This window comes from uncultured Ellagibacter sp., assembly GCF_934636505.1.
Lineage (GTDB): Bacteria > Actinomycetota > Coriobacteriia > Coriobacteriales > Eggerthellaceae > Ellagibacter.
This window is the reverse complement of record NZ_CAKUAL010000027.1, coordinates 1-25,330: the sequence shown is the minus strand read 5'-3', so window position 1 is coordinate 25,330 and position 25,330 is coordinate 1. Positions and strand designations below refer to the sequence as shown.

The following is a 25,330-nucleotide window of genomic DNA, read 5'->3' as shown; positions in this document are numbered from 1 at the left end:
AGGGAAGCGCACTCCATAACCCTTGTTCCGCACGCCATGATTTGGTCGCGACTGATTGTCATCACTGCTCGATTCTTGCGTATAGGTGCTGAAACTCTGATTTGAAATATTATCATACGAATACGTAAGATTTTCGTGTAATTGGAAAAATCATACATATAGGTAAGAAATCTGCTAAAGCACCAGGTAGCGACCGGTGATGCTTTCCAGGTTCGCAGCGATTTCCACAGGCGTGCCGCACGCCACGATGCGCCCGCCGCCTCTCCCGCCATGAGGTCCCATGTCTATCACGTAGTCGGCATTGGCGATGAAGTCGAGGTCGTGCTCGACCACCACCACGGTGGCGCCCTGCTCCACAAGCCGCCCGAACACGCCGAGCAGTGTCTCGACGTCGCGCGGGTGCAGACCGATGGTCGGTTCGTCGAACACGAACACGGCGTCTTCCTGTCCCCGGCCCATCTCGCTTGCAAGCTTCAGGCGCTGGGCCTCGCGGCAGAAGGTAGGTATCTATCAATATTTAGCGAATTATTCCCCAAATAGGACGATAGCGGGGACTGTCTTTGGGCGAAAAGGCTGATAATCTGTCACGTAGACGATTTCCGCACAACTTATCGTCGTTTTTGTACAGAGGCCATCCGGAACCGCAAAGCAGCTCCCTCTATTTCGGGCGCCGCGCCTGTTCGAATCCCCCACCGGCAAGGAGGGTCCCATGCTCGAAACCGAACGGTTCATCTTACGTCCCTGGTGCGATGCCGATGCGCCGACGCTCTTCCGTTGGGCAAGCGATCCGCGGGTGGGGCCTCCCGCCAACTGGGCGCCGTATGTGAGCGTCGAGCACGCCCGCGAGGTCCTTCACGCCGTGTACTGCGCGCCCGACACGTTCGCCATCTGCGCAAAGCATCCCGAGGAGTTCGACTCGGCCGCCATCGCACGCATCGAGGGCGCGGCCGACTTCGGCGACATGACGCGCGGATTTTCCGGTCGTGCGTTCTTGCGCGAGCGCAAAAAGGTGGCTTCGACCTCGTTAAACCCCATCGGCAGCATCAGGTTCGTCAAGCCCGACCATGCCAACTGCGCAATCGGGGAAAACGATCGGGAAATGGGAATCTGGCTCGCTGCTCCCTTTTGGGGCTTCGGGATCGCCCCCGAAGTGGCGAGCGCGATGCTGCGCTATGGCTTCGGCGAGCGCGGGCTTTCCGCAATCTGGGTCTGCAACTTCGTGGAAAACGCGACGTCTGCCCGCGCGAAGGACAAGCTCGGCTTCCAGCTCGTGCGGCGCGAGGAGGCGACCAACCCCGTCACGGGCGTAGTGCGCACGCAGCAGGTGTCGGTGCTCACGAAAAGCTCGTGGGAGGGCATGCAGAAAGCAAACGAGTAGATTTCCCCAGGTCGCCCATGCTTTTTGTCCGCTCCGTGCTCGGATGCGCCAAGACGCCAGCTGAGAAATGCGCCATGTCTTTCCATATTTCTTGCAGGCAGAACAAGTAAAGGTGCAACCTCCCTCGGTAACACTAATCACAAATTCGTGTTACTTCATAGTGTTACGAATTCAAAATCCGTGTTACACTGGAATAGCATCATCCATCAAGGAGAGGGATATCAATGGGAAAGAATCTACGCAAGCTGCTCGCTGTGGTTTTCGCCGCCACGCTGGCAGCGGGTATTCTCGCACTCGCGGGATGCTCGTCGCCGAATGCGACCTCCGAATCAACGTCGAACTCCAGCGAGGCATCCGCCCCCAGCACGCAAACTGTCACCGATATGGTTGGACGCACGGTTGAAGTGCCTGGAGAAGTCGACAAGGTTATCGGCGTCGGCGCCTCGTCGCTTCGCATGATTTGCTATATGCAGGCGGCCGATAAGGTGGTCGGCGTGGAAAAATCCGAGCAGGAAGATTCTGTGACCTGCGCATACCGCCACGTAAACCATGACACGTTCGCAAAGCTTCCTGTTATCGGGGAAGGTGGGTCAAAGGGCGTGACCGCCAACGAGGAGGCGATCATCGCCGCCGCGCCGCAGGTCATTATCGCCAACCTCGACAAGGACTCTGCTGACAGCTTGCAGCAGAAGACCAACATCCCGGTTGTCTGCGTCACCATGAGCGATATCGTGTTCGACCAGAAGCTCTACGACAATATCACGCTGCTTGGCAAGGTTTTGGGCAAGGAAGACCGTGGTCAAGAGCTTATCGGGTATATGAAGGACACCGAAAAGGACCTGCAGGACCGCACTGCAAATGTCCAGAAGAAGACTGCGTATGCGGCTGGCGTCAGCTTCCGCGGTGGCCATGGATTTTCAGGCACCGAGGCAGGGTTCGCCCCGTTCTCCATTTGCAACATCACCAATATCGCCGATGCTGGGCATGATAGCGGCTGCTTCGACATCGACCTCGAAGCCGTGACTGCGGCGCAGCCTGATTATGTCTTCATCGAGGGCGGCAATCTCGGTCTGGTCAAGGAGGACGTCGTGGCCAACCCCGACTACTTCAACAACTTGAAGGCGATCAAAGATGGCAACGTGTTCTCGCTTGTTTCGTATCGCTTCTATGCGACTAACGTCGAGCTGGCCATCGCCAATTGCTATCACGTTGGCAGCTGCGTCTACCCTGATCAGTTCTCCGACATTGATTCCGCCAAGAAGCTCGACGAGATCACGAACTTCTTCTTGGGGGCCCCGCTCTCTCAAGATCTTGCGGCAGAAGGCTTAAGCTTTCAGAAGTATGACCTGATGGCTATGTAGGCTAAAAGGGGCGAGCCGGTGTTCGGTCCGCATCCCAATTTGCTTTCCGACCCCCTGAACATATCGGAAAAGGAAGAACCCCGCCACGTGCGGGGTTCTTCCTTTTGGGGCTGCCCTGCCCCGCATTCGCGACCATGCTTCAAGTTCTGCCCGGGGCATGGCTTGCCGATTAGCTTGCGCTCGGGATCGCCAGCTTCGCGTTGTCAATCTCCACGATGCGCATGGGCATATCGTAGGCTTGGGATAGCGCTTCGTCGGTTACCGCGTCGATTCCCCCACGCGCGATGATTTCCCCGTTGCGCATCAGCACGAACCTGTCGCAGAATCTCAGTGCCAGGTTGACGTCGTGGATGACCATGACCGTGGCAAGTGATGCCTGCGTGGTGATATCACGGACGACCTGGAGCACCTCCATCTGGTTTTTGGGGTCGAGCGCGCTTGTGGGCTCATCGAGCAGCAGTGCTTCGGTCTCCTGTGCGATTGCGCGCGCGATGTAGACTTTCTGCCGCTCGCCTCCCGATAGCTCGTCGCAATAGCGGTCGACGAACGGCTCAAGCTCCATCCGCTTGATCGCCGCCGCCACCACGGCGCGATCGTGCTCGCTGATGCTCCACGACACGTGCGGCTTGCGGCCAAGCAGCACCTCGTCGTATACGCTCAAGTGTGGAATTCGTTGCTGCTGGGTTACGTAGGCGATATGCTGCGCCGTCTCGCGCCTGTTCATCCCCCGAAGGTTCCTGCCGCCTACGCGCACCTCGCCTGCTGACGGGGTTGCGATGCTCGCCAGCAGGTTCAGCAGCGTGGACTTACCCGCGCCGTTGTTCCCCAAGATAGCGGTCATCGTTCCCGCATGGGCTTCGAAAGATAGCTCTTCGAAAACGGGCTTACTCACATGAGGGAAAGCGAAGGCGACGTTTATCGCTTCGAGGATCAGACTGTGGTCGGGGTTGTGGCGATGGGCGTGCTCAGGCAGTGCCTCCCCTTCCGCATGCGCATGTTCATCATGGGGGCCTACGTCATGCACGTGCGGCTCCCTGCCGCCCGCATGGCGATGAAAATGGTTGTGCACGGTGCCGTCGGCGTGCTCGTGCATATGCGAGTGAAGCGTCTCGTTCTGCTCGTTCGCCACGGTCCTCTCCTTTGCCTCGCTCATCGCTTGTACCCCTTGTAGAGCAGGAAAAGGAACAACGGGGCACCGAGAAACGATGTGATCGCGCCGATCGGCAGGATCACAGGTGAGATAATCATGCGTGCGACCAGGTCGGATGCGAGCATGATTGTTGCACCCAGCGCCAGCGACGCAGGCAAAAGGAAGCGGTAGTCATTGCCCACGAACTTTCTTGCGATGTGCGGAGCGATCAGGCCGATGAAGTTGACCAGGCCGATGAATGACACCATGGTCGCAGCCATGAGCGAGGCGACGAACACGCCCACTGTTCGCGTTCGCGCGACGTCGACGCCGAGCCCGCCCGCCACATGGGCGCCGTTTTGCAGCGCGTTGTAGTTCCAGCGGTTCAGGAAAAAGTACACGCTGCACAGCGATCCGACGATCGCCATGAAACCGATTTGCGGCCAAGTCGCGCGTCCTAGATCGCCGAACTGCCAAAAGATGACTTTCGTCAGGTTAAGATCGTCGGAGAAGTACTGCATGATGGTGGAAGCGCCCGCCCACAGTGCGGAAAGCGCGACGCCCACCAAGATGATGCTCTCCGGTGTGGCGAGTCCCATGCGCGAGAACAGTAGCACTACCACGCTCGACACCATAGCTCCCACAAACGCGCACAGAGCGATAGCCGTCATGCCCATCTCAGATGAGGAGCCGAACACAGTCGGCACGATCACCAGGATTGCCGTCGTCGCGCCGAACGCTGCACCTTGGGAGATTCCGACTGTCGAGGCGGAGGCCAAGGGGTTTTCCAGTACGCTTTGCAGTGCCGCACCGGCAAGCGCCAAGCCAGCGCCCGCTACGATGGCGCATGCCGTGCGGGGCAGTCTGATCGATTGTATGGTGTTCACGTCCTGTGCGGACCCGATGCCGAACAGTGCGAGGACGCTGTCGATCGGATTGATTTGCAGCGCTCCCACCGATAGTTCCACGACGGCAACAACGAGGCAGGTAGCAACCATAGCGACGATGCAGAGAACATAACGTCGCTCCTGCCTCTTGCGTGCGACGGTGATATTCGGCATTAGAATCCTTCGCGCTGGTATGCGTCGTAGCAATCGCGGCAGACCAGCTGCCCGTTTTGCACGCGGAGACCGAATTCTGCCGTCTTCTCGCCGCACTTGGCGCACGGCTGCGAAGCGAACAGGCGCGCGGGCTCGGGCAGCTCGTAGAAGGGCTCCTTCACGTCGAAAAGCTCTTCGTAGGGATGGGTGAACAGGTACTCGGTGTACTCGTCGCGCGTCAGGCCTTCGCCGCACTCGGGTTTGAGGACCAGGCGGACGCTTTTGCCCGTGTCGCGGCTGAAGAAGCTGAACGCCATCTTGCCGCGGATGCGCGCGATGAGATTGGACTTGCCGTACGTGCAGCCGAGCAGCACCTGCACGGCGTCAACGCCGCATGCATCGTTTTCCACAACGGCGACGATTTCCTCGTCGACTGCGGGCAGCGCCTCGTCGCTAAGGCCGAGCTGCGCGATTGCGCCCTCGACGGCCTTGAACCCGATGAGCATGCCCGGGCAGATATGACCGTGAAAGGCGGCGACCTTATCCAGGTGTTCTTGAGTCAACATGTTCGGCTCTCCCTCGTTGTCGTTTGTGAACGCGTCGAGGGTAAGTGTAACACTTTTTCGAAATTCGTGTTACGGCTGAAATGCAACTGGCGGGAGGCGCGCATCAAGTGCGTCCTCCCGCCAGTGAACGGTTAGTTTCGGTCCCTAATAACTTACGGCCGCTTCGACCCGCAGTTGCCGCAGAACGCACCCGTGTTCTCGGCGCCGCAGGAGCACGTCCAGCTGCCGGCGGGAGCGGGCTTCGGCGAGCCGCAGTTGCTGCAGAACTTGCCCGTGTTCTCGGCGCCGCACGAGCAGGTCCAGCTGCCGGCGGGCGCGGGCTTGGGAGAGCCGCAGTTGCTGCAGAACTTGCCGGTGTTCTGCGCGCCGCACGAGCACGTCCAGCCGCCTTCGCCGTTGCCTCCGCCGTTGCCGGTAGCAAATCCGCCGCCTGCAGCAACGTTGTACTGGCTTTGCGGCGTGCCGCCACCGCCCTGCTGGTTGAAGAGGCTACCGGCGTTCATGCCGCCAGCCATGTTCGCCATGCCCATGCCCATGAAGCCCGCCATGGCGCCCGACTCGTTCGCGGCAGCCGTGCGCATCGCGTCGGACTGAGCAGCGGCGATGTTCGCAGCAGCCATAGCCGGGTCGCGCATGACCGCGGCTTTCTGCAGGTCCTTGATCATCCGCTCGTCCTCTTCGGACGCGGCGATCGTGTTCACGCCGAAGGAAGCCACCTCGATGCCGCGCAGGTCGGCCCACTTCTCGGAGAGCACCTCGTTGAGGGCGTCGGCGAGCTCGGTGGTGTGCGCGGGCACGGCGGAGTAGCGCACGCCCATTGCGGAAATCTTCGCGAAGGCGGGCTGCAGCGCCGTCAGAAGCTCGCTTTTCAGCTGCGAGTCGATCTTGTCGCGCGTGTAGGGCTCCTCCACGTTGCCGCATACGTTCTTGTAGAACAGCAGCGGGTCGGTGATCTTGTAGGAGTACTCGCCGTTGCAGCGCACCGAAATGTCAACGTCAAGGCCGATGTTCGCATCGACGACGCGGAAAGGAACCGGCGTTGCCGTGCCGTACTTGTTGCCGATGATCTCCTTCTTGTTGAAGAAGTACACTCGCTGGTCTTTGCCTGTGTCGCCGCCGAAGGTGAAGCGGCCGCCCACGCGCTCGAAGGCCGTCTTGATGCGGTCGGTGATCTTGTCGTCGCCGAAGAACAGGCTCGGCTCGGAAGAGTTGTCGAACACGAATTCGCCAGGCTCGCCGCATGCATCGACGATCGCGCCCTGCTCGACGACGATCATGTACTGGCCGTCGGCCACGGCGATGATCGAGCCGTCGGAGATGATGTTGCTCTCGCCCTTGGTGTTCGAAGAGCGGCCCTTGTCGGAGGTGCGCTTCGTGCCCTTGACCACCAGCGTGTCGGCGTTGAGCGCATCGCAGTAGAAATAGTCGCGCCAAGAATCGGCAAGTACGCCGCCCAGGGCGCCCGCGCCCGCTTTCAGAAGACCCATGATCGTTTCCTTTCCGTCGTTTTGCCTGATCGTATATTCGCTCGGGGCGTACGTCCGAAGCTGCGTGCCCCGTAGTTGCCGCTAGTCGTCGTCCTTGCTGATGCGTACGCGCGTGATGTGGGTCGTCACGTACCGGTCATTGGACCCGGTGAGCGTGAGCCCTTCCATCGTGATGTAGCCCCGCGCGTCGGTCTGCTCGCGGGCCGTCTTCATCTGATTGTAGAAGGCGATGCACACGAAGGTCGCGATGGCGAGCGGGATTCCGAAGTCGACAAGCACGCTCGTGAGCTCGTCGTCGAACTGGAACACCGATACGTCGAGTCCGATCAAGATCGCCATGCACACGAGGAAGATGCCCAAAAACCACAGCACCACCTTCAAAGGCGACACCGGCAAGTCGCCGATGAAGCGCCCCGTCTGGCCGTTCATGGCGAACAGGAAGTCCTCGTCTTTGTAGAGCGTGTGCAAAAGCCACACGGGGAAAAGCGCCTGGGAAAGCCCGGTGATCTCGCTGTTCGCGTTGATCGACTCCTGCGTGACGTCGTCATACCCGGTCACGGTGGCCTGCAGCTCGTCTTCCAAGCTGCCCTTCATGCGCCGCATGGCGCGCGGCTGGCAGGTGCCGGCCTCCTGGTCGTAGCGCTCGGCCAGATACCCTGGCAGGTACGCCACTGAGAACGGCACGAGCTCGTCGAAGTTGAACGGCTCGATCGCGTCCATGTGCGCGTCGGGCATCTTCGCCGAGCCGTCGGCGGGAATGCGCTCGAAGTCGAGCGATCCCTCGCGGTACGCCTCGTAGACGTCGGTCTCGGTGACTTCCTCGTCGCCCGAGGTGTAGACGCGGGTGTTTTTGCACTCGTAGGTTGCGCTTCCCTCGGCGTTCCCGTCGTAGAGCCAAAACGGCACGTAGACGCCCTGCATGTGCGCGATGCGGTTGCTCTGCACGAATTCTTTGGGAAGGAACTTCTTGCCCTTGTAGTACGAGGTAAGTGCGGAAGTCGCCTCTTCTTTGCTCACCTTGAAGGGAATGATGAAATCGGGTTTCGCATCGTTTGAGAAGGTGCCGGGCACGACGGCGGGGTTCCCGCAGTACGGGCACTCCGAGACCGCCGTGGTCGCATCGACCGTGACCGCGGCGCCGCAAGAGGAACACGTAAAGGAGCGCATTCCCTCGCGCTCGTCCTCGTTCCATGAGGCGCGCGAAAGGTACGCCTGGATGGGGTCGCTCGCGCTTGCGGAGACTTCTTTCGCGGCGGAAATCGTCTCGTTGGTAAGCACCGATGCCGCGCCTGCCGCTTCGTCGCCCATTCGCTCGAAGTCGCTTCGCTCCCCTGCCTCTGCCCGCTCGGTGTCGCTCTCGGCCTGTGCATCGGCTTTCTGCTGCTTGGCGGCATAGGCGGCCTCGACTTCGGCGGGTGTGAAGGCTCCGCCGCAGTAGTCGCAGTGCAGCTTTCCGTCGGCGCCCTCGAAGTGCAAAGGACCCATGCATGAAGGGCACTGGTAGTTTACCGATTCAGTTGCCATTGGCTGACCTCCGACGTAGGCGGCTGCAGTTTCATTGTTCGCCCCCATGATACTTTATGCGCGTCCATCCGCGCGGTTTCGTTGTCAATTTCGTTGTGCCATGCGGCCAAAAAAACGTGGCTCGGTTGGCCGCGCGGCCATCGCAGGAAGATAGCTGTTCTTGCGGCAAATGGCGTCCTTGTCCCCCATAGTTCTGCGCATCGTGCAGTTTTCGCATATGAAAGTTCTGCGCATCGTGCTAATCTGTAGGCAAATAGTTTTGCGCGTCGTGCAAAAAATGGAGGAACAATGCTGAAACGCAAAGCATACGATAAGCTTCTCGAATGGAAGAATGCGAGCTCGGGGGCTACCGCGCTCCTTATCGAGGGCGCTCGCCGCGTGGGGAAGAGCACCCTTGTCAAGGAGTTCGGCGAAAACGAGTACGAAAGTTGCCTCATCATTGATTTCTTCCAGGCTCCTGATGAGGTGCGGGGATACTTTTCGGAGTATCGGGCCGACCTCGATACACTCTTTCTCTATCTTTCAACCTTCTATGGCGTTGAGCTGCACGAACGGAATACCCTCATCGTTTTCGATGAGGTCCAGATGTGCCCTTCCGCCCGAGGTCTTATCAAGTATCTTGTCGCTGACGGCCGCTACGACTACATCGAGACGGGGTCGTTGCTATCCATCAAGCAGAATGTCTCAGATATTGTGATTCCCTCTGAGGAAGAGGCGTTCGAGCTCGGTCCGCTCGACTTCGAAGAATTTCTTTGGGCTATGGGGGAACGTCAGCTGGCAGACCTTATCAAAAGCCAGTTCAATAAGCTAAAGCCCCTTCCCGATGTGCTCCACCGTAAGGCGTTGGGGCTGCTGAGAGAATACATGCTTGTTGGAGGTATGCCGAAGCCCGTGGACGTCTATGCTGCTCAAAGGAGCTTCGTTGCTGTAGACAAGGAAAAGAGGCGCATTTTATCGCTCTACCGAAACGATGTGGCAAGGTTTGCTCGAGGATACGAGTTCAAGGTTGTATCGATCCTGGACGGCATCCCCGGACAATTGTCGAAGCGTGAGAAAAAGTTCACCTTAAGTTCGATTAGCAAGAGCGCGCGTATGCGGTCATACGAAGAGGCTTTTTTCTGGCTGGCGGATGCTCGCATTGCCAACCTGTGCTATGCGTCCTGCGATCCGAGTGTGGGTCTTTCACTCAGCATGGACCAGACGTCGCTTAAGTGCTACATGGCGGACACAGGGCTTCTCGTCAGCCTCGCCTTCGCAGATGACCTGGGCGTCAAGGAGAGCGTCTACCGAACGGTCCTGCGCGGGGAAATTGGGATAAACGAGGGGATGCTTACGGAAAATATCGTTGCCCAAATGCTTGTTGCGGGCGGTCATAATCTGTTTTTCTATTCCCAATCGGGGAAATCTGAGGGTGAAGAGAGAATGGAGATTGACTTCTTGATTCAAAAGCCCTATTCGAACGCTGCGGGCAAGCCAAGGATCTCCCCAATCGAAGTGAAGTCTCCCAGGCAATATGGGACTACGTCGCTCGATCGATTCAAGAAGAGATTCGATAAGAAAATCGGTACCCAATATGTGCTGCATCCGAAGCAAATGAAGGTCGAGCAGGATCGGGTGTATCTCCCGCTGTACATGGGCTTTTGCCTGTAACTTGCCCGGATCCCCTGCCTGCTGTGCCATACGGCCAAAAAAACGCGGCTCGGTTGGCCGTGCGGCCATCGTTTGATAGGGCGCTCAAGGTATACTTGGATAAAAGGGGATCGTGCGAGGCGGAAAAGGAGCTCGGATGGGCCGTGCAAGCGGAACAGACCCGCTCAAGGGGCGGATAGTGGCGGCATGGGCCATCTTCGCCCTTGTTCTTGGGGTCGCGCTCGCCGTCGTGCAGCTGGCTTCTCAGGCGGAAATCCGCTTCTTCGGTCTTCCGGGAAGCGGCCCGTCGAGCACGGCAGGACTGATGATCTTGGCGGGCTCGGGCTGTGTCGCCTGGGGATTCTCCGTGCATTTGCGCTGCTCGGACATAAAAATTCGGGGTAATTTGAAGATTATCGCCGCCCTTCTTGCCGCCTGGCTTTTGGACGTGCTGCTGAAATACCCCGTGAAAAGCGACCTTATTGCCTCCATCATGTGGTATTTCTACTACGTGCCGATGATGTTCATCCCCACGTTCTTCCTGACAAGCGCCCTTCACGCCGCCGCCCTTGATCGGCATGTTGCATGGCAAAGGGTTGTCAGCATTGCTTGGGCTATCGACGCGGTGTTCTGCGTGCTCGTGCTGACGAACAACTACCACCACCTCGTGTTCGCGTTCGACTTATCCGATCCGCATTGGAGCATGGATTACACCTATCAGGCGGGTTACTGGTGCGTGACCGCGTGGGCGCTTGTGCAGTACGTGGGCTTTTTCGCGGCGGCATTTCCCGCTGCTCGGACCCAACTGAAAAGCGCCTTTCTGCCGATGGCCATCATCCTTGGCGTGGGTGCGGCGTACTTTGCGCTGTTCATCGCTCGCAAGGCGGGGCTATTCTCGACGAACATTGCCCTCGTCTATAGTATCTTGGTTATTGTTGCGCTCGAACTATCGCTTGACCTGGGAATCCTTCCCTCATATGCCCGATATGACCAATTCTTCTCAAAACTCCCCTTCGATTTGAAAATCCTCTCGCGCGAGCGAGACGTTGTGTACCAAACCACCGCCGCGACTGAGATTCCCGATGCCGCGCGAACGACGCTCGGGGAAATCGAGACCCCGCGCTACGGCATCGTGTCGTTTCGCACGTCAGCCGTTCCCTCGACGCTGTTCAAGGTGTATTCGGTGGTGGGCGGCGTCGCGCTTTTGTCCGAGGACATGACGGCGCTCGATGAGCGCAGGCGCCTGCTTTCCGAGCGCCAGGCGAAGCTGCGGCGCGCGAACGCCATGCTCAAGCGCGATCGGGAGCTCGCGATGACGCTCCATCGCCAGGAGGACGCCCGCGCGCTGTTTGCTGAGATCGAGCGTGCACTCGAAAGCAAGACGCAGCGCATAAGCGAGCTGCTCGACGACCTGCCGCAGGGAAGCGACCCCGCCTCCGCGGCCGCCCGTCGCGAACGGCTCATGGAGGTGAAGCTGCTCGTTGCGTACTGCAAGCGCAAGGGCGGGCTTATCTTGGCGGAGAAAAGCGACCCCGACTTCAACCGCGAGCGGCTTGAGCTCGTCTTCAACGAGACGGCTGCCGATTTGCGCTCGCTCGACATCGAGTGCGCGGCACTTGTGGAGACATCGGAGGTGCTCCCTGCGGCTACGGTGAGCGTGCTCTACGACTGCCTCTACGACTTCGCGGCGGCGGCGTTCTCGGCGAGAAACCCGGTTCTCATGCTGTTCGTGCGCGATGGGCAGTCGGGCGAGGTGGAGATGCGTGCCGCTCTCGAATCGGACGGCGCCGTGGGGCCGAGATTCCAGGAATCGCTCGATGAGCTGCGAAAATCGCTGATTTCGCAACATGCGGCCTTCACGTTGGAAACGTCGAGGGACAGCGTAAGCCTCTCGGTTTCACTCGAGGGAAGGTGATCGCATGGGTTTTCTCTTCGAGCTGGATACCCCCGTGATCGTTGCGCTCGTGGTGTCGTTCTACGTCGCCGCGGGAGGGCAGCTTCTCCATGTGCTCTTCCTCTCGACGCGCCGCGGCGCGCGTCCCTTCTCTCTCGTCAAACTCTACGAGGTGCTGCTCTTCGCGCATCTGCTGCTTGCGGCGGCTACGGCGAACAGCGTCCACAGCGGCTACGGCGTGGCGCTGTTTCGTCTGAAGGCGTTCTCGTTCCCCATTGAGTCGCTTCTGTGGATAGACGCCGTGGCGGCGCTTTTGGGGCTTGCGCTGGCGATTGCCTACCGACGCCCCATCATGACGAGTGAGATCGCCCTCATGGCGCTCACCACCCCGCCGTCCATCGATATGCTGGGTCATCTGGTGCCGTATCTCCTCATCGGCGATGCGGCGTTCTTCGTCTTCCGCGTGGGAGCTGCGCTTACCCTCGATGTGCGTGCCGGGCGGCGCTCCGTTTCGCGGCTGTCGATCATCGATTCTATCCGGGCACTGCCTGAGGGCATCATCTGCGCCGATGACGAGGGGCGCATCCTCTTCATGAACGAGTCGATGCGCTCGTGTCTGACCGCGCTCGGTTTTGCGGGTGACCTTGCTGAGACGCGCGGGGTGTGGGATGACCTCGAAGAGATGGCGAACAAGGCGGAAGGGCGCGCGGACGCGGTTTTGCCGGAAGGCATTCGTCTTGAGATATCCCCCGATGAGACGCGGCTTTTCATGCGCGATCGGGTGCGGCTCGGCCACAAGGAGTACCGCCGGATGGTGGCTTTCGACGTGACCGAGGAGGAGTCCATCAACTCCGACATCGAGCGCATGAACCATTTTCTCGATGTGGCGAACACCGAGCTTGTCGCGGCCGTCGAGAACGCGCGCGAAGTCTCGCGCAACGAGGCGATCTTGCGCATGCGCTCGCGCGTGCACGACACCGTCGGTCAGCGCCTGTCCATCCTCCACCGCTATCTGGAAGACGACGACCCCGACCTTGCGAAGCTTGCATGCGTGGTTGACCTCGCTCGCACGGTCGTGAAAGATCTTGCCGAGCCCGACGACATCGACGCCGAGGGCGCCCTTCGCGCAATTGAGAGCTCGTTTTCCCTGGTGGGAATTGTCATTTCGGTGGAAGGCCCGCTTCCCTGCCGCCCCGAGGTCGCCATCGCCTTCGTCGACGTCGTCCGCGAAGCCGCGACCAACGCAGCCAAGCACGGGCAGGCGCACCGGGTCGATGTGAGCCTGGGCGAATCGTCAGGTTTCTACACGCTTTCCGTTCAAAACGACGGGGCCGCCGCGCGCGGAGAGGTGCGCGAGGGCACGGGTTTCCCCTCGATGCGCCAGACGCTCGCGCGCGTGGGCGGCACGCTTTCCATCGTATCTACTTCCCCGTTCACCATCGAGGCCCAGGCGCCGTGCGCGCCGCCGCATGAAGGAGAGGACCAATGATCAAGATCGTCATCGTAGAAGACCAGACCATGCTGCGCGACTCGCTCGCCCAGACCATCGACGCGCAGCCCGACATGGAGGTCGTGGCTTCCCTCGCCGATGCCGCCTTCGCGCTTGATGAAGTGGAGAAGACGGGCGCCACCTGCGCGCTTCTGGATGTGTGTACCGAAAACGACTCGAGCGGTATCGTTGCTGCGCGCCGCATCAAGGAATCTCATCCCGAGGTGCGCGTCGTCATCATGACGGGCATGCCCGAGATCACCTTCATCGAGCAGGCCCGCGCCGCGCACGTCGACAGCTTCGTGTACAAAAATGTCGGCACGAGCGACCTTCTTGGCATCATCCGCTCCACGATGGAAGGCTACTCCACCTTCCCGCGCGCCCAGCAGAGCATCTTCTCGGACGCGGCGGCGCTGACCGACGTGGAGGTCGATATCCTGCGCCTCGTGTGCGAGACCAAGACGCGCAAGGAAATCGCGCAAGAGCTCTTCCTGTCCGAGGGCACGGTCAAGCGCCACATCTCCGAGATTCTCGCGAAGACCGGCTACGACAACATCCTGCGCCTTGCGGTCCATGCGGTCTCAAGCGGGCTCATCGTCCCGAAAATGCGCGATGAGCAGGAGACGCGCTAAATCGCATCCTTCCCTTTCCGCACGAAATGGCCACGCGGTCGCACTTTGCGCCGCGCTGCGGGCCATAGGGTCGTTGCCGCGGAGGTTCCTTTCCCTCACCATGAAATCAACGAAAACTTCGTTGGATGCGCGGGAAGGAGTGCGGGTATGGGATTGTTTGGAAAGATCTTCGAGAAGAAGAGCTGCGATATCTGCGGAGGGGAAATCGGCTTGCTCGGCAACAGGAAGCTCGAAGACGGCAACCTGTGCAAAGAGTGCGCCAATAAGCTCTCCCCCTTCTTCAGCGAGCGCAGGCGCTCGACCGTCGAGCAGATCCGCGAGCAGCTCGACTACCGCGAGGCGAACAAGGACCGCGTCGCGGGGTTCAACACGACGCGCACGCTCGGCGGCGACACCAAGGTGCTCCTCGACGAGGACGCGCAGTGCTTCATCGTCACCTCCTCATCGCGGTGGCGCGATGCGAACCCGGACGTGATGGACTTCTCCCAAGTTACCGGGTGCGATTCGGAGGTTCGCGAGACCCGCACCGAAATCTATCGCGAGGACTCCGAAGGCCACCGGGAAAGTTACGACCCGCCGCGCTACGACATCGACTACGACGTGTACCTCACCATTCACGTGAACTCGCCTTACTTCGACGAGATCACCTTCAAGGTCAACGATAGCCGCATCGAGGAGCGCTATTCCGTGGAATTCCGCGAGGTGGAGCGCCAGGCCAACGAGATCCGCGAGGCACTCACGAGCTTGCGCGAGACGGTGCGCGAGAACGTTGCGGCGGCGAAGGCTCCGAAGGCAGCAGTGACCTGCCCGTTCTGCGGGGCCACCACGATGCCGGACGCGAACGGGCGCTGCGAGTTCTGCGGCGGCGCGATCGGGCTTTAACACCGCGGGCACCATCGTCGGGGCGAAAAGCTCTGGCGTGCACGATAGAGTGGTTGGAATGGGAAAGCTATTCGGGAAGGAAGTGCTACCATGAAATCGAAGTTGAAGGTATTGGGAATTGTCGCATTCGCTTTTGCGCTGTGCTTTGCGCTTGTCGGCTGCGGCGGAGGCGACAAGGCCGATCCTAAGAAGGCGGTCATCGGAACGTGGGAGCTCTCCGAGCTCACGGGTGCTTCCGAAGACGACCTGGCCATGATGAAGGCGTTCGGCCTCACCGTCGAGGCGACCTTCGCCGAGGACGGCACGTTCAAACTTGGCATGTTCGGCGAGTCGCTCGACGGCACCTGGGACGCCAAGTCGGCGGACAAGGTGTCCCTGACGATCGAGGGCGACAGCGTTGACGCGACGATCAAGGACGGCGTGCTTTCCATCGAGGTCGATGGCGAGGGCATGAAGTTCAAGAAGACAAGCGACGAGGTCAAGGACTTAGGGTCGAGCTCGATTACCTCTGATGGCGCCACCTCTGGCTCGAGCGCGACGGACGATCAGGCGGTCCAGGCCATCGATAAGGAAATCTACAGCGACGACAACATCTCTGTGATGGTTGTCGACAAGAAGCAGGATTGGCTCGATTCCTGCGGCTATACCCTGGTTATCACGAACAAGAGCGCCGACACGGCGATCGACTTCAGCGGCTCTTACGGCACCTGGACGGTGAACGGCAAGATGATCAGCCCCTACATCTACGAGACGATTCAGCCGAACGCGTACGCGGAGACGTTCATGACCTTCATGGACGACAGCATCAAGAGCATCGATGACCTCGTGAACGTGCAGGGCTCCTTCGAGGTCACGAATTCCAAGACCTACGACGAGATCGTGACGTTCCAGGTTACGATGCCGTAGCGGAATAGCTTCGATAGCAGCTCGCCTGCACCTGGCGCAGATGAGCTGACGAAAAAGGCGCCGCGTCCCGAAAAAGGGCGCGGCGCTTTGCTCTGTTCGGGGCGCCGCTCTCGGAATAGGGATGTTACGAATTAAATAATCGTGTTACTATCTGTCGCAGCGATTCGATACGATTCAAAGCGAAGGGAAGAAGCTCATGTTGAAGAGAATGAGAGCATGCGGCGCGGTTGCCATAGCGGCCCGCCTGTGCGCGTGCCTGCTTGCGTTTGCGGGCTGCTCCGCACCTGCGGGCACGGGCTCGTCGGAGGGAGCGCAGGACGCCGCGGCGACGAAGACGGTGGTCGACGCCTACGGTCGAAGCGTTGAGGTTCCCGCCGATGTCCAAAGCGCGGCGACCGTCGGCAGCGGCGCGCGCTTCGTCGTGTACGCGGGCGGGCAGGACAAGCTCATCGCTGCGACCGAGATGGAAACCGAGCCAGCCTTAAACCGTCCGTATGCGGTTGCGTACAAAGACCTCTTCGTCAACTTGCCGGCGACGAGCAACGGAAACCATCTGCTCGAGACGAACGTCAACAAGGAGCAGCTCATGGAGCTCGCACCCGACGTGATCATCTCGAGCCGCAGCGCTGAAGAGTGCGACTCGCTCCAGGCGGACACGGGCATCCCGGTCATCGGCATCACCTACCAAAACCAGCTGTTCACCGACAACGTCTATACCTCGATCACCTGCGTCGGCGAGGCGCTGGGCACGCAGGACCACGCGCAGGAGGTCGTCTCGAAGCTCAAGGAGTGGGACGCCGACTTGAAGGCGCGCACGGCCGACATCTCCGATGCCGACAAGCAGAGCGTCTACGTGGGCGCCGTCAATTACAAGGGTGCGAAGAGCTTCACCGGCACGTACGCGAACTACGCCCCGCTCGTCGAGCTCGGTGCGAAAAACGTCGCCGACGAGACGGGCCAGAAAGCCGCCATCGACGTCGACCTCGAGCAGATCGGCAACTGGGACCCCGACTTCATGTTCTTGAACGCGGGCAACATGGACCTTATGAAGACGGACTACGCCAACAACAAGGCCTTCTTCGATGACCTGAAGGCATTCAAGGAGGGCCACCTCTACACGCAGCCGTTCTTTAATTTCAACGGTACCAACATCGACACGGGCATCTGCGACACGTACTTCATCGGTGCGACCATCTACCCCGACAAGTTCGCCGACGTCGATCTGGATGCAAAGTATTCCGAGATCTACACCACGCTTCTCGGCGTCGACTTCTATCAAACCATGAAGAATGCGGGCATGGGCTTCACGACGCTTTCTTTCAGCTAGAATAGCCGCTTATGGAAGAGGACAAAATTACAACTGCGAGCTTGCCCGGCGAGGGGAAAGCACCCCGTGACGCGTATGCGGGCTATATCAGGCGCAAGCGCCTCGTACTCGTCGTCCTCCTTGTTGCGGTTGTCGGCATCGCCGTGTTCTCGATGACTATGGGCTCGCTTCAGATCGCCCCTCTCGATGTGGTGCGCGCGGTCTTCGGGCAGGGCGATGTGCGTACCGTCGCCGCAGTTCAAAACATTCGTCTCCCCCGCGTCTTGACGGCTATCGTCGCCGGGGTGGCGCTCGCGCTTGCGGGGTGCGCCTACCAAAGCGTCCTGCGCAACCCGCTTGCCTCGGCGAGCACGCTCGGTATCTCGCAGGGCGCTGCGTTCGGTGCCTCGCTTGCAATCATCGTCTTCGCAGGTGGTGCGGGCGCGTCCGCCGCTTACGAGGGCATCTCGACCGCTGACCCCGTAACGACGGCGCTCTTCGCGTTTGCGGGCGCGATGCTCTCGACGGTGGTGATTTTGCTTTTATCGCGCGTGCGCGAGATGACCCCTGAAAGCATCGTGTTGCTCGGCGTTGCCTTGTCGGCGTTGTTCACCGCAGGTACTACGATCGTGCAATACTTTGCAGAAGACTCCCAGGTCGCTGCCGTGGTCTTTTGGACATTCGGCGATCTGGGCCGCGTGAGCAGAAGCCAGCTCGCCGTGATGGTGCTCGTCACCGCGGTGAGCGCTGTGTTCTTCTTTGCGAACCGCTGGGCCATGAACGCGATCGAGTCAGGAGAAGGCCTCGCCCACAGCTTGGGCATCTCCGTGAACGGCGTGCGCCTCGCGAACATGCTGGTCGCAAGTGCGGCGGCCTCGACGGTGATCGCCTTTTGCGGAATCGTCAACTTCGTTGGGCTGGTCGCGCCGCACGTGATGCGCCGTGTGCTCGGGGCTGACTACCGCTTCCTCCTTCCCGCCTCGGCGCTCGCCGGCGCGGGAATGCTGCTGGTGTCCGATATCCTCTGCCACGTTGTCGTGGCGCCGCTGATCTTGCCGATTTCCGCAATTACCTCGTTCGTCGGCGCGCCGATCTTCATCTATCTGTTGTTTCGGGGGGTGAGCCGCTGATGCTTACAGCCTGTGGGCTCGGCTTTTCCTATCGGGCGGGAACTCCCGTTTTGCGCGACGTGTCGATCGAGCTTGCTCCGGGATCGTTCACGGCGATTCTCGGGGTGAACGGGTGCGGCAAGTCGACGCTTCTGTCATGCCTGATGGGACTGCGCAAACCCGATGCGGGGCAGGTGCTTCTCGACGGCGTGCCCATGGGCGAGGTCAAGCGGCGCGCGCGGGCGCAAAAGGTCGCGCTTGTCGCCCAGCACAGCCACGCGAACCGCCTGACGGTCTACGATTCGGTGCTCGTCGGGCGCCATCCTCTCATGCAGGGCGCGCCGACGGAGGCCGACCATGTTGTTGTCCGCGAGACGCTCGAGCGGCTGGGGCTTTCCGCTTACTCGTTGCGCTATGCCGATGAGCTTTCGGGCGGAGAGTACCAGAAAATGGTTCTCGCGCGGGCGTTCGTGCAGCAGGCCGAGACGCTTCTGCTCGATGAGCCGACCAACAACCTCGACCCTGCCAACCAGCAGGAGGTCATGCGGGAGGTTCGCCGTGAGGTCGACGAGCGCGGCATCGCCGCCTGCGCGGTCATGCACGACATCAACTTGGCGATTCGCTATTGCGACCGCTTCCTCTTCCTAAAAGACGGCAAGGTCGATGCCGCAGGCGGGCGAGAATGCGTCACGTCCGAGCGTATCAAGCGGATCTACGGCATGGACGCAGACATTATCGAGCACGGCGGGAGACCGGTGGTCATTCCGCGATGAAGGGATTGTTATGGACAAGGTAGCAGCGTACTTCAACGAGCGCGCGGGCAGCTGGGATGAGAGCGGCTGTTCGGGAGAAAGTCGCGTGCAGGGGGCGGTGCTCTCGCTCGTCGATCTGAAGCCGGGCGACTCGGTGCTCGATTTGGGGTGCGGCACGGGCGTGATGATCCCCTTCTACCTTGCGGCCAAAGCGGGAAAGATCGTGGCGGTCGACGTGTCGGAGAATATGATCGAGCGTGCGAAGGAAAAGTTCGGCCACGAACCTTCCGTAGAGCTCCGTGCCCAAGATGTGCTCTCGCTCGATGAAAGCGAGCGCTTCGACGCCGTGGTCATCTACAACGCCTATCCCCACTTCTTCGAGAAGGCCGCATTGGTTGAGAAAGTGTACCGCCTGGTCAAGACAGGAGGACGCTTTGTCGTTGCCCACGGATCGGGCAGGGACGTCATCAACCGCCACCACGAGGCACATGCCGCGGGGGTGAGCTGCGGCCTGCGCGCAGCGAGCGAGGAGAGCGCTCTTTGGGCAGACAAGTTCGAAATCGAGGCGCTGGTGGACACGCCGGGCTTCTACGCGTTCTCCGGTGTTCGGAGGTAGCGTTTGTCTGCGCCTGGCTCTTAAGGGCGGCAGGAGGCGTGCGCACGCGAATCGCGCTGTGGCGCCTGCAATTCGCAGAAATCCACAAAGTCTTCGCTTACGAAGCGCTTTCGATTTGTGCTTAACTTGAGGTAGTCAAAAGGCGCAGTGAGACGCTGCATACGTTATGCAGAGGTGGTCGCAACGAGCATGTTGCGACCACTTTTTTATGCTGACGTGGGCTTTTGGCGAGTATCACCCCTAAGAAAGGAGCAATTGAGATAGTGACTTCGAACAATGCAAATCTTCCTCGCGCCCGTGTTGAGGTGGCGCATCCTTATCTTGCCCTCATGGGGCTTTTCTGCGGCGGCTTTGCTGGAATGTACAGTGAGACCGCGCTCAATATCGCCCTGCCGCAGCTGTCGATGGCATTCAGTGTCGACGTTTCCGTCACGCAATGGCTTGTGGTGGGTTACATGCTTGTGATCGGCGTGGTTCTGCCGCTTGCGGGCCTGCTCATGAAGTGGTTTTCTGCGCGAAAGCTCACCGTGTTCGCGCTGGGCGCCTTCTTCGTCGGCGCAATTGTGAGCACTGCTGCCCCCTCGTTTGCCGTGGCGCTCGTCGGGCGCGCGATGCAGGGGGTCGGCACGGGGCTTGTCCTTCCCATCATGTTTGCCATGGTGCTCGAAGTGATTCCCCCGCATAAGATCGGCGCCGCCATGGGAACGAGCGCGCTTGTCATCATGTTCGCGCCTGCTATCGGCCCCACGCTCGCGGGCGCGCTTGTGGGTGCCGGCTCGTGGCGCCTCGTGTTCGCAAGCTTCGCGGTGATTGCTCTTGTGGGAATCGTCTTTGCGCTGAAGTTCGAGGTGAATCCCTACAAGTTGACCAAGCCTTCGATCGATGGGCTGTCCATCGTGCTTTCGGTTGTGGGTTTCGGCGGCGTCGTGTTCGGGGCTGGGATGGCGAGCTCGTACGGATGGACTTCCCCTGTCGTGCTGGCTGCGCTCGTTGCGGGTGCTGTGTGCCTAGCGCTGTATGCGCGTCGTCAGCTTACCATGGAGACGCCGATCATCGATGTGCGCATCTTTTCTCATCAGGGATTTCGCGTCGGTGCCGTGTGCATGATGGTCAATTTCGGGGTCACGCTTTCCGCGATGTACATCCTGCCGCAGTTCTACCAGAGCGGCATGCTGCTGGCGGTGGCACTGACCGGCGTGGTCATGTTGCCCGGCGGCGTCGTGAACGCGCTCGTGAGCATGGTTGCCGGTCGCATTTACGACCGGATCGGCGCGCGCGGGCCTGCGCTGTGCGGTTTCGGATTATCCATTGTGGGTGCGGCGGCTCTGCTTTGCGCCACGCCGGAATCTTCTCTTGCCTACGTGGTCGCTTGCCATATTGTCATGATGATTGGTGTCCCGCTTGCGATGTCGCCTTGTCAGACGCACGCGCTCTCGTCGTTGCCGCGTAACCTGTCGACCGACGGATCAACGGCTCTCAATACGATGCAGCAGGTGCTTGGAGCTGTGTGTACTGCGGTGGCGACAAGCCTTCTCACCGCAGGTCAGGCGAGTTATGCTGCTGCAGGTGGGACCGACGCGGCGCTCGCCTTCACGCAGGGGTCTCATTGGGGATTCGCGTTCGCTCTCGCACTTGCGGTGATCGGTTTCGCGTGTGCGCTGTGCATCAAGGTGAAGAAGCGTGTGAACGTGGGAACGGGCGAGGTTGCCGCCGCTCATGCCGCCGCTCGTGCGGCTGCGAAGGCTTCGGCTGCAACCGCCGCGACGGGCGATGGGGCTTCTCCGCGCGACGCAGCGAAGTCGGGGGTTCGTGCGTAGCGTGTCGGCTCCGGCCGGTAGGTGCTGACCTCATCGAGGTGCGTTCCTCTTGGTTTCGACCTATGAGGGGCCTAAACGTAGAGGGCGAATGTCGGGCGCCCTGAAAAAATCCCTTCTTTGGCGGTCGGGCATCGTTGTGCTCGACCGCCTTTCGCATTGGGCTCGCTCCAAGCTGCCTTCCCTTCTTACGCCGCCTTCGCGCTCTTCGCGGCTTCCTCGGCTGCAATCAGTTCGCGCGCATGCTCGATGGCGTCGTCGATGTTCGGGCGGAAGTGCTCCTCGCCCACCAGATCGACGAACCCGGCGCGGCGCATGGTCTTTACGGGCTGTTCGTTGGCGTGGCTGAAGATGAGCTTCACGCCGTTTTCCTTACAGTAGTCGTAGAGGTTCTCGAGCGCGTTCATTCCCGACGAGTCGAGCGATGGTACACCGCGCATGCGGATGATCAGGTATTTCGTGAACTCCTTCACCGAGATATCGGTAATGCGGTCGGTCATGCCGAAAAACATCGGGCCGTTGATCTCGTACACGCGCACGCTTTTGGGCAGCTCGCGCAAGTGCGTGACCTCGGAGTCGGCGTCGCAGTAATACTTCCAGCCCTTGACCTCGGTTTCCTCGGAAACCATCTTCATGAACAGCACCACGGTGATGAGCATACCGACGGCGATTGCCGTCACCAGGTCGAACACGATGGTGAGCGTGAACGTGAGCAAAAGTGTGGCCACCGCGCCCTTCGATGCCGTGTGGCACAGGTGTGCGAAGTTGCGCCAGCCGCTCATGTTGTAGGCCACCTGCAGCAGGATGGCGGCGATTGTCGGCATGGGGATGAGCGCTGCGTACGGCATGAGGAACACGAGCACCGCGAGCAGGACCAGCGCGTGAACCATGCCGGCGACCGGCGTGCGCCCGCCGCTTTTCACGTTGGCTGCCGTGCGCGCGATGGCGCCCGTTGCGGGGATGCCGCCGAAAAGCACCGAGCCCAGGTTGCCGACGCCTTGGGCCACAAGCTCCATGTTGCAGCGGTGGTGCGAGCTGATCATTGAGTCGGCGACGACGCACGAAAGCAGCGATTCGATGGCGGCCAGGATGGCGATGGTGATGCCGTTGGGAAGCTGGTCGCGCAACAAATCGATCGAGAGCTGCGGCACGTGCGGCTCGGGCAGGCCGGCGTTGATGGTGTACAGATCGCCGATGGTGCTCACGTTCATGCCGAATAGGGGCACCATGATCATGCCCGCGATGACGGCGACAAGCGAGCTGGGCACCTTGGCTCCCAGCGTGCCCAGTCGCGGCCACAAAAACAGCACCGCCAGGCACACTGCGCCCACCACGAGCGCCTGCCAATTGAAGGTGCCGAAGTTTTCCGCGAGTGCCGTTACTTTGTCGAGCGTTTCGACGGTTGCCGTCCCCGCGGGATATGTGAGCCCGAAGAAGTCTTTCAGCTGGCCGATCACGATGGTCACCGCGATGCCTGCCGTGAAGCCCGTGGTGATGGTGTAGGGCACGAAGCGGATGATGGTGCCCAGCTTGAGCAGGCCCATGAGCACAAGCAGCACGCCTGCGATCAGCGTCGCCGCCACCAGCCCGTCGATGCCGTCGGTCGCGACGATACCGGCCACGATGGTCGCGAAGGCGGCGGTGGGGCCGGAGATTTGCACGCGCGAGCCGCCGAGGAAGGCGATCAGGAAGCCTGCGACAATGGCGGTGTAGAGTCCCTGCTCAGGGCCGACGCCCGATGCGATCGCCAGCGCGATCGAGAGCGGCAGCGCAACGATGGCGACCACGATGCCTGATACGATGTCGCGGGGAAGCTGCTCCCTGAGCTCCTCTTTGGTGGAATGCTTGATGATGCTGAACAGGATCGGTTTGATTTTGTCGCGCTGCAAGGGTGCTTGATTCCTCCTCGTTGTTTTTCGTTTTTGTTGTGCGCGCTGCCCGCCCGGGTGTTTTCGCGCCGCCTTCCGTGTCGCGCAAGACTCGCCCGGGCGTTTTCGCGCGCACTGCCCTATCCCGTATTGGGGACAGAAAAATTCCACCCAGGCAATCCCGGGTGGAATTTGAGTTCTTCAGTTGTCGCCAAAAGGCATGGAAACGGGGTCTTGTATTCTAACGGTTTGGCAACGTGGCTGCTCATGCCGCGCAAGAATCGACAGTGTAGCGTGCGAAAGCGAAGGCGAGCGGCATTGAGGTTTTTCGCTTGGCCGGTTCACCAGCGCTGCTATCATGGTCGCATGGACGACTTCGAGAAAAAATGGAAACGCATTCAAGAGCAGCTCCGCATCCAGATGAGCGGCGATGAGCAGCCTCGCATATCGAGCGGCCGCACGCTTTTCGGCATTCGAAGCGAAGGCGAGCGCAAGATGGAAGAGTTCGCTCGGCAAATAGAGGCGGAATACCAAGCGCGCGAACTGGGAAAAGAGGAAAACCAACGCGAACTGTAGCGTTGGCTTTGGGTGGTGTTACCTTGAGCTTCGGCAACCGCTTCCCGAATAAGGTGTGACCAGCGCCCTTAAGGGACGTCGCGCACAGGCGGCGGGCGTTGCCGTGTCGCTATACCGACAATTGGCGTACTAATCGTTCGTTTGCCTGCCGCCAGGTGTTCTTTTCCGATTCCGACTCTTCAGGGACAAAAACCGGCGATATGTGAGTCATCCTCCGACTCTTAGGAGAAAGCGAGTAGAGAGACTTGATAAAATCCCAGGTCAAGTTCCTCACGATTCCAAGGACTGTTTGGGCGCTATTCAAGCGTTGCCGCTTCCCTTAAACGCGTCTGTTATGTGCATTTCTGCCGCCAGCGTTTGTCAAATAATTCAGCTCCCGTTCGGCTCCGAGGGGCGATTCGACTCCCGTTCGGCTCCGCTTGTGCATCCCCGTCCCCGAGCAGTGGTCCGCTTCGCGGTACTTCGCCTACGACAAGATGCAGGAGCTGTACGACGAGAAGCGGAAGAGAAAAGGGCCCGAAGCGCCCGGCAGGCCCGCCGCCGACCTCGCCGAAGCGGCCAGGAAGATGATCCTCGCGAGTCTGGAGCTTGCGGAGAAGGTGGATGCGGCGTAGCATGACCGCTTAGATCCCGGGTTCGAGGGAAGGTCGGAGCATCTCACCGTCTCGGTTCGCCGTTCGCTCGGGCTGCCTTCGGCGGCGCGTTACCAGAACGGCTTCCACCAACATTCCCGACACTACCGGTCATGCAGAAGGCGGGCATGCGCCACGTGTGTACCGTGTCTCAGGGCATAACTAACCATGCGAAAACTGTCGCTTGCTGTTATTACGAAATAGCCCGGGAAGAAGGGTTGCGTGGCGAACGGTGAGGGGCGCGGTGCGTGTTTTTTGGCGCAATTGCTTGCTGCGTTGTCGACTAGACATACGAATGCTCACGGGAAGATAGTTCGGATTGGCGGAAGGAGACCAGCTATATGAAGTCAAGGGCTAAACCGTAGGTTTTCGAGAACAATTTATTATCCGAACGTTGCAGCTTGAGAACCGAATATCGAATGCTTTCGGGCATGGCGAAGTGGGCGGCGAGGCCGCCTGGCGAGCTCCTGTTTCGCCCGGCCCTATTCTCTTTCGGGGTCGTACGGAACCTGATCGCGCATCACCGCGAACACGATGTGGCGCAGCTTCCTCGCCACGGCCGTGACGGCCACGCGGTGGGGCTTGCCCTCGGCGCGCTTCCTGTCGTAGAAGGCGCGCAGCCCCGGGTCGTGCTGCCTGGCGCGGTTGGCCGCGAGCCACAGCGCGCGGCGAAGGTACGGCGAGCCGTGCTTGGTTATGGGGCCGCCGCCGCTGTCGAACTGCCCGGACTGGCTCACCGA

23 protein-coding genes are annotated in these 25,330 nt (G+C 60.4%); 15 read left to right on the top strand and 8 right to left on the bottom strand.

Annotated features, from left to right (window positions below):
* Positions 1-174: 174 nt before the first annotated feature.
* A complete protein-coding gene (locus tag Q0G18_RS04735) occupies positions 175-435 on the bottom strand; it encodes a hypothetical protein (protein WP_297150071.1) in 261 nt (86 codons plus the stop codon).
* A 274-nt stretch (positions 436-709) separates the two neighbouring features.
* On the opposite strand from Q0G18_RS04735, the gene Q0G18_RS04730 reads away from it, so the two are divergent.
* A complete protein-coding gene (locus Q0G18_RS04730; protein WP_297150069.1) occupies positions 710-1,378 on the top strand; it encodes a GNAT family protein in 669 nt (222 codons plus the stop codon).
* A 224-nt stretch (positions 1,379-1,602) separates the two neighbouring features.
* Positions 1,603-2,739, top strand: coding sequence for an ABC transporter substrate-binding protein (locus Q0G18_RS04725; protein ID WP_297150066.1), 1,137 nt, complete (start codon positions 1,603-1,605; stop codon positions 2,737-2,739).
* A gap of 169 nt (positions 2,740-2,908) precedes the next feature.
* Here the strand turns inward: Q0G18_RS04725 and Q0G18_RS04720 are convergent, their stop codons facing one another.
* From Q0G18_RS04720 to Q0G18_RS04700, 5 genes are all read right to left on the bottom strand, one after another.
* Positions 2,909-3,892 carry an ATP-binding cassette domain-containing protein gene (locus Q0G18_RS04720; RefSeq protein WP_297150064.1) on the bottom strand — a complete coding sequence of 328 codons (984 nt, stop codon included), beginning with the start codon at positions 3,890-3,892 and terminating at the stop codon, positions 2,909-2,911.
* Positions 3,889-4,929, bottom strand: coding sequence for an iron ABC transporter permease (locus Q0G18_RS04715; protein ID WP_297150060.1), 1,041 nt, complete (start codon positions 4,927-4,929; stop codon positions 3,889-3,891). The genes Q0G18_RS04720 and Q0G18_RS04715 overlap by 4 nt, the downstream gene beginning before the upstream one ends.
* Complete coding sequence (locus Q0G18_RS04710) at positions 4,929-5,474, bottom strand: FmdE family protein (RefSeq protein ID WP_297150057.1); 546 nt, start codon at positions 5,472-5,474, stop codon at positions 4,929-4,931. Before Q0G18_RS04710 ends, Q0G18_RS04715 begins: the two co-directional genes overlap by 1 nt.
* Positions 5,475-5,626: 152 nt before the next feature.
* Positions 5,627-6,961, bottom strand: coding sequence for an SPFH domain-containing protein (locus Q0G18_RS04705; RefSeq protein WP_297150054.1), 1,335 nt, complete (start codon positions 6,959-6,961; stop codon positions 5,627-5,629).
* Between the two features lie 81 nt (positions 6,962-7,042).
* Positions 7,043-8,485 carry a hypothetical protein gene (locus Q0G18_RS04700; protein WP_297150052.1) on the bottom strand — a complete coding sequence of 481 codons (1,443 nt, stop codon included), beginning with the start codon at positions 8,483-8,485 and terminating at the stop codon, positions 7,043-7,045.
* Between the two features lie 288 nt (positions 8,486-8,773).
* Between Q0G18_RS04700 and Q0G18_RS04695 the strand changes: the two genes are divergently transcribed.
* From Q0G18_RS04695 to Q0G18_RS04645, 11 genes are all read left to right on the top strand, one after another.
* Positions 8,774-10,135, top strand: a complete 1,362-nt coding sequence (locus Q0G18_RS04695; protein ID WP_297150049.1) for an AAA family ATPase — start codon at positions 8,774-8,776, stop codon at positions 10,133-10,135.
* Between the two features lie 136 nt (positions 10,136-10,271).
* Positions 10,272-12,029 carry a histidine kinase N-terminal 7TM domain-containing protein gene (locus Q0G18_RS04690; protein WP_297150046.1) on the top strand — a complete coding sequence of 586 codons (1,758 nt, stop codon included), beginning with the start codon at positions 10,272-10,274 and terminating at the stop codon, positions 12,027-12,029.
* 4 nt (positions 12,030-12,033) lie between these two features.
* Positions 12,034-13,497, top strand: a complete 1,464-nt coding sequence (locus Q0G18_RS04685; RefSeq protein ID WP_297150044.1) for a hypothetical protein — start codon at positions 12,034-12,036, stop codon at positions 13,495-13,497.
* On the top strand, positions 13,494-14,129 hold the full coding sequence (locus tag Q0G18_RS04680) for a response regulator transcription factor (protein ID WP_297150041.1): 636 nt from the start codon (positions 13,494-13,496) through the stop codon (positions 14,127-14,129). The genes Q0G18_RS04685 and Q0G18_RS04680 overlap by 4 nt, the downstream gene beginning before the upstream one ends.
* A 147-nt stretch (positions 14,130-14,276) precedes the next feature.
* The gene (locus Q0G18_RS04675; protein ID WP_297150039.1) at positions 14,277-15,011 is read left to right on the top strand and encodes a DUF4428 domain-containing protein; all 735 of its coding nucleotides are present in this window, start codon (positions 14,277-14,279) and stop codon (positions 15,009-15,011) included.
* A gap of 90 nt (positions 15,012-15,101) precedes the next feature.
* Complete coding sequence (locus Q0G18_RS04670; RefSeq protein WP_297150036.1) at positions 15,102-15,917, top strand: hypothetical protein; 816 nt, start codon at positions 15,102-15,104, stop codon at positions 15,915-15,917.
* Positions 15,918-16,113: 196 nt separating this feature from the next.
* Entirely contained in the window at positions 16,114-17,244 is a 1,131-nt protein-coding gene (locus Q0G18_RS04665) for an ABC transporter substrate-binding protein (RefSeq protein WP_297150033.1), read from the top strand.
* Between the two features lie 11 nt (positions 17,245-17,255).
* Positions 17,256-18,353 carry an iron ABC transporter permease gene (locus Q0G18_RS04660; RefSeq protein WP_297150031.1) on the top strand — a complete coding sequence of 366 codons (1,098 nt, stop codon included), beginning with the start codon at positions 17,256-17,258 and terminating at the stop codon, positions 18,351-18,353.
* The gene (locus Q0G18_RS04655) at positions 18,353-19,105 is read left to right on the top strand and encodes an ABC transporter ATP-binding protein (protein WP_297150027.1); all 753 of its coding nucleotides are present in this window, start codon (positions 18,353-18,355) and stop codon (positions 19,103-19,105) included. The genes Q0G18_RS04660 and Q0G18_RS04655 overlap by 1 nt, the downstream gene beginning before the upstream one ends.
* A 10-nt stretch (positions 19,106-19,115) precedes the next feature.
* On the top strand, positions 19,116-19,700 hold the full coding sequence (locus Q0G18_RS04650; RefSeq protein ID WP_297150024.1) for a methyltransferase domain-containing protein: 585 nt from the start codon (positions 19,116-19,118) through the stop codon (positions 19,698-19,700).
* A gap of 263 nt (positions 19,701-19,963) precedes the next feature.
* Positions 19,964-21,517 (top strand): DHA2 family efflux MFS transporter permease subunit, encoded by a 1,554-nt coding sequence (locus Q0G18_RS04645; RefSeq protein ID WP_297150021.1) that lies wholly within the window; start codon positions 19,964-19,966, stop codon positions 21,515-21,517.
* 185 nt (positions 21,518-21,702) lie between these two features.
* Here Q0G18_RS04645 and Q0G18_RS04640 read toward each other — a convergent pair whose 3' ends face one another.
* On the bottom strand, positions 21,703-23,403 hold the full coding sequence (locus tag Q0G18_RS04640) for a SulP family inorganic anion transporter (RefSeq protein ID WP_297150018.1): 1,701 nt from the start codon (positions 23,401-23,403) through the stop codon (positions 21,703-21,705).
* Positions 23,404-23,748: 345 nt separating this feature from the next.
* Between Q0G18_RS04640 and Q0G18_RS04635 the strand changes: the two genes are divergently transcribed.
* Positions 23,749-23,958 carry a hypothetical protein gene (locus tag Q0G18_RS04635; protein WP_297150015.1) on the top strand — a complete coding sequence of 70 codons (210 nt, stop codon included), beginning with the start codon at positions 23,749-23,751 and terminating at the stop codon, positions 23,956-23,958.
* Positions 23,959-24,377: 419 nt separating this feature from the next.
* Positions 24,378-24,572 carry a hypothetical protein gene (locus Q0G18_RS04630; RefSeq protein ID WP_297150012.1) on the top strand — a complete coding sequence of 65 codons (195 nt, stop codon included), beginning with the start codon at positions 24,378-24,380 and terminating at the stop codon, positions 24,570-24,572.
* A gap of 500 nt (positions 24,573-25,072) precedes the next feature.
* Here the strand turns inward: Q0G18_RS04630 and Q0G18_RS04625 are convergent.
* A partial coding sequence (locus Q0G18_RS04625; RefSeq protein WP_297150009.1) for a transposase occupies positions 25,073-25,330 on the bottom strand: 258 nt, incomplete at its 5' end.

Coding starts and splice junctions, on each gene's coding strand:
- Q0G18_RS04655 (WP_297150027.1), top strand. CDS start 18,353: ATGCTTACAGCCTGTGGGCTCGGCTTTTCCTATCGGGCGGGAACTCCC.
- Q0G18_RS04720 (WP_297150064.1), bottom strand. CDS start 3,892: ATGAGCGAGGCAAAGGAGAGGACCGTGGCGAACGAGCAGAACGAGACG.
- Q0G18_RS04665 (WP_297150033.1), top strand. CDS start 16,114: ATGTTGAAGAGAATGAGAGCATGCGGCGCGGTTGCCATAGCGGCCCGC.
- Q0G18_RS04695 (WP_297150049.1), top strand. CDS start 8,774: ATGCTGAAACGCAAAGCATACGATAAGCTTCTCGAATGGAAGAATGCG.
- Q0G18_RS04650 (WP_297150024.1), top strand. CDS start 19,116: ATGGACAAGGTAGCAGCGTACTTCAACGAGCGCGCGGGCAGCTGGGAT.
- Q0G18_RS04680 (WP_297150041.1), top strand. CDS start 13,494: ATGATCAAGATCGTCATCGTAGAAGACCAGACCATGCTGCGCGACTCG.
- Q0G18_RS04685 (WP_297150044.1), top strand. CDS start 12,034: ATGGGTTTTCTCTTCGAGCTGGATACCCCCGTGATCGTTGCGCTCGTG.
- Q0G18_RS04725 (WP_297150066.1), top strand. CDS start 1,603: ATGGGAAAGAATCTACGCAAGCTGCTCGCTGTGGTTTTCGCCGCCACG.
- Q0G18_RS04675 (WP_297150039.1), top strand. CDS start 14,277: ATGGGATTGTTTGGAAAGATCTTCGAGAAGAAGAGCTGCGATATCTGC.
- Q0G18_RS04660 (WP_297150031.1), top strand. CDS start 17,256: ATGGAAGAGGACAAAATTACAACTGCGAGCTTGCCCGGCGAGGGGAAA.
- Q0G18_RS04710 (WP_297150057.1), bottom strand. CDS start 5,474: ATGTTGACTCAAGAACACCTGGATAAGGTCGCCGCCTTTCACGGTCAT.
- Q0G18_RS04730 (WP_297150069.1), top strand. CDS start 710: ATGCTCGAAACCGAACGGTTCATCTTACGTCCCTGGTGCGATGCCGAT.
- Q0G18_RS04715 (WP_297150060.1), bottom strand. CDS start 4,929: ATGCCGAATATCACCGTCGCACGCAAGAGGCAGGAGCGACGTTATGTT.
- Q0G18_RS04635 (WP_297150015.1), top strand. CDS start 23,749: ATGGACGACTTCGAGAAAAAATGGAAACGCATTCAAGAGCAGCTCCGC.
- Q0G18_RS04690 (WP_297150046.1), top strand. CDS start 10,272: ATGGGCCGTGCAAGCGGAACAGACCCGCTCAAGGGGCGGATAGTGGCG.
- Q0G18_RS04700 (WP_297150052.1), bottom strand. CDS start 8,485: ATGGCAACTGAATCGGTAAACTACCAGTGCCCTTCATGCATGGGTCCT.
- Q0G18_RS04705 (WP_297150054.1), bottom strand. CDS start 6,961: ATGGGTCTTCTGAAAGCGGGCGCGGGCGCCCTGGGCGGCGTACTTGCC.
- Q0G18_RS04670 (WP_297150036.1), top strand. CDS start 15,102: ATGAAATCGAAGTTGAAGGTATTGGGAATTGTCGCATTCGCTTTTGCG.